This is a genomic window from Sporichthyaceae bacterium (assembly GCA_036493475.1).
GTDB lineage: Bacteria > Actinomycetota > Actinomycetes > Sporichthyales > Sporichthyaceae > DASQPJ01.
This window is the reverse complement of sequence record DASXPS010000178.1, coordinates 1-3084: the sequence shown is the minus strand read 5'-3', so window position 1 is coordinate 3084 and position 3084 is coordinate 1. Positions and strand designations below refer to the sequence as shown.

Below are 3084 nucleotides of genomic sequence, written 5' to 3'. Positions count from 1 at the left end.
CGGCCCCACCCGCCCCGCCCACCTCGCGGGCACCCCGGACCGCCCTGGCGCCGGGGTGCCCCGGGCCTCCTAGCTCTTAGCAAAGCCAAAGAGAGGCTGGGTAGTCAGCCATGGCACTGCAGATGAGCGTGCCGCGCACCGACGGGGGAGACCCGTCGCCCCGTACGACCGAGGTGGTGCTGGTCCACCTGCCGGGCCTGGACACCTGGGACGGCCAGAGCTGGGTCTTCTCCACCGATAACGGCACCCAGCCGCAGCCCGACTTCGCGATTCACTCGGCTCACATCCCCGACGGCATGCTGCTCAGCGTCTACCCGGCGCCGAACTTCGGCGGCATGCCGACGGACTACACGCAGGACACAGCGGACATCGGGGACTGCCAGCCCGGCGGGTACTCGTTCATCGTCCGCGACCTGCTCGCCCCGCCCGCGCCCTGAGGTGGCCCGTCCCGTGACCCGGCCAGCCCCGTGACCCGGCCAGCCCCGTGACCCGGCCCGCACTCTGCGGTAACAGGGCATCCCGAACGGGTGCGACCAGCACCCGTTCGGGATGATTGTGTTCTTTTGCCGTTGGTCTTTTCACGTGCGTTCGGGGGTTCCGCTGGGGAAGTAGAGGGTGCAGCATTGCATCGCGGATCAAGCGGCGGAGGGACGGGACAACATGGCGGACCCGCGGGTGCTGGGGATTGTGCTGGCGGGCGGGGCGGGAACACGGCTCGCGCCGCTGACGGACGACCGGGCTAAACCGGCCGTGCCGTTCGGCGGGGTGTACCGGCTGGTTGACTTCGCCCTGTCCAACCTGGCCAACTCCGGTATCAGGAAGATCTGCGTGCTCACGCAATACAAGAGCCACAGCCTGGACCGGCATATCTCGGTCACGTGGCGGATGAGCGACCTGCTCGGCAACTACGTGACGCCGGTGCCCGCGCAGCAGCGGCTCGGCGCGCACTGGTACAGCGGGTCCGCGGACGCGATCTTCCAGTCGATGAACCTGATCAACGACGAGCGGCCGGACATCGTGGTGGTGGTCGGCGCCGACCACGTGTACCGGATGGATCCCCGGCAGATGATCGCCCAGCACGTGGAGTACGGCGCCGGGGTGACCGTGGCCGCGATCCCGGTGTCGCGGCAGGACGCGAAGGCGTTCGGCATCGTGGGCGTGGCCGCCGACGGGCGGACGGTCGAGAGCTTCCTCGAGAAGCCGGCCAACCCGCCGACCATCCCCGACTCGCCGGATGAGTCGTTCGCCTCGATGGGCATCTACGTGTTCGACACCAAGGTGCTCAAGGACGTGCTGCACACCGACGCGCACGACATCAACAGCCGGCACGACATCGGCGGGAACATCATCCCGGCGCTGGTCCGCGACGGCGCGGCGCAGGCGTACGACTTCATGACCAACGAGGTGCCCGGCGCCACCGAGCGCGACTGCGGCTACTGGCGGGACGTCGGGACGATCGACGCCTACTTCGACGCGCACATGGACCTGCGCACCGTCGAGCCCATGTTCAACCTCTACAACGACCGCTGGCCGATCCTGACCCACATGGACCCGCTGGCGCCCGCCAAGTTCGTGCACGACACCGGCGACCGGGTGGGCCGGGCGATCGACTCGCTCGTCTCCAACGGGGTGATCGTCTCGGGAGGACTAGTCAGGGGGTCCGTGCTGTCGCCTGGGGTCCGGGTGAACTCATGGTCCACCGTGGATCGCGCGGTCCTGCTGCACAACGTGATAGTCGGGCGGCACGCGGAGATCCGGGACGCGATCATCGACAAGAACGTGGTCGTGCCCGAAGGTGCCAAGGTAGGCGTGGACAAGGAACATGACCGGGCGCGGGGATTCGTCGTCTCGTCCGGCGGCATCACCGTGGTCGGGAAGGGGCAGGAAGTAACACCGTGAAGGTAGCGCTGCTGACCAGGGAGTATCCGCCCGAGGTGTACGGCGGGGCGGGGGTGCACGTGGAGTACCTGGCCCGCGCGCTGTCCGGCCTGGTGGACCTCACCGTGCACTGCCAGGGCGCGCCGCGGGACACCGCGGTCGCGCACCAGGCCTGGCCCGTGCTGCACGACGCCGCGCTGAAGGTGTTCTCCGCCGACCTGTCCATGGCGGACGCCGTGGGCGGCGCCGACCTGGTGCACTCGCACACCTGGTACGCCAACCTCGCCGGGCACCTCGCGTCACTGCTGCACGGCATCCCGCACGTCGCCACGGTGCACTCGCTCGAACCGCTGCGGCCGTGGAAGGCCGAGCAGCTCGGCGGCGGTTACGCCCTGTCGTCCTGGGCGGAGCGGCTATCCCTCGCCGCCGCGGCCGCCGTCGTGGCGGTGTCCGACGGGATGCGCCACGACGTGCTGTCGGTTTACCCGGAGATTTCGCCCGAACGAGTGCGGGTAATCCGTAACGGTATCGACACCGCCGAGTACGCGCCGGACGAGAAGACGGACGTACTCAAAAGGCACGGCATCGACCTCTCCCGGCCGTACGTGATCTTCGTGGGCCGGATCACCAGGCAGAAGGGCGTGCCCGTGCTGCTGCGGGCGGCGGCGTCGCTCGACCCGTCGGCGCAGCTCGTGCTGTGCGCCGGGGCGGCGGACACGCAGGAGCTCGGCGCCGAGGTGTCAGCGCTCGTGGCGGAGCTGCAGGCGTCGCGGTCCGGGGTGATCTGGATCCCGGAGATGCTGCCCAAGCCGGACATCATCCAGCTGCTCACGCACGCGGCGGTGTTCGCCTGCCCGTCGGTGTACGAGCCCCTGGGCATCGTCAACCTGGAGGCGATGGCCTGCGCGACCGCGGTGGTGGCGTCGCGCGTCGGCGGCATCCCCGAGGTGGTCGACGATGACGTAACCGGGCTGCTGGTCCCGCCGGAGGACCCGGCGTCGCTCGCCGGCGCGCTGAACCTGCTGCTGCGCGACCCCGGCCGGACCGGCGCGATGGGCCGGGCGGGGCGCGATCGCGCGGTGCACGAGTTCTCCTGGGACGCGGTCGCGGCGCAGACGGCGGCGCTGTACGCGGAGCTGGCCTGAGCCGTTGTCCCGAGCCGCGAACCCCGCTACCGCCGCGGCGCGCGGGCGAGGATCTCCGCCT

3 protein-coding genes are annotated in these 3084 nt (G+C 70.2%); all 3 read left to right on the top strand.

All coding sequences use genetic code 11. From position 1 onward, the window contains the following. Positions 1–110 precede the first annotated feature (110 nt). The 3 genes from VGJ14_17675 (at position 111) to glgA (ending at position 3023) form a co-directional block, all read left to right on the top strand. Complete coding sequence (locus VGJ14_17675) at positions 111–437, top strand: hypothetical protein (GenBank protein HEY2834259.1); 327 nt, start codon at positions 111–113, stop codon at positions 435–437. A gap of 223 nt (positions 438–660) precedes the next feature. Continuing rightward, positions 661–1899, top strand: a complete 1239-nt coding sequence (gene glgC / locus VGJ14_17670; GenBank protein HEY2834258.1) for a glucose-1-phosphate adenylyltransferase — start codon at positions 661–663, stop codon at positions 1897–1899. Then, on the top strand, positions 1896–3023 hold the full coding sequence (gene glgA, locus VGJ14_17665; protein HEY2834257.1) for a glycogen synthase: 1128 nt from the start codon (positions 1896–1898) through the stop codon (positions 3021–3023). Before glgC ends, glgA begins: the two co-directional genes overlap by 4 nt. Positions 3024–3084: the final 61 nt, after the last annotated feature.

Excerpts from the sequence above, each read along its gene's own strand:
- glgC (HEY2834258.1), top strand. The coding sequence starts at position 661 with ATGGCGGACCCGCGGGTGCTGGGGATTGTGCTGGCGGGCGGGGCGGGA.
- VGJ14_17675 (HEY2834259.1), top strand. The coding sequence starts at position 111 with ATGGCACTGCAGATGAGCGTGCCGCGCACCGACGGGGGAGACCCGTCG.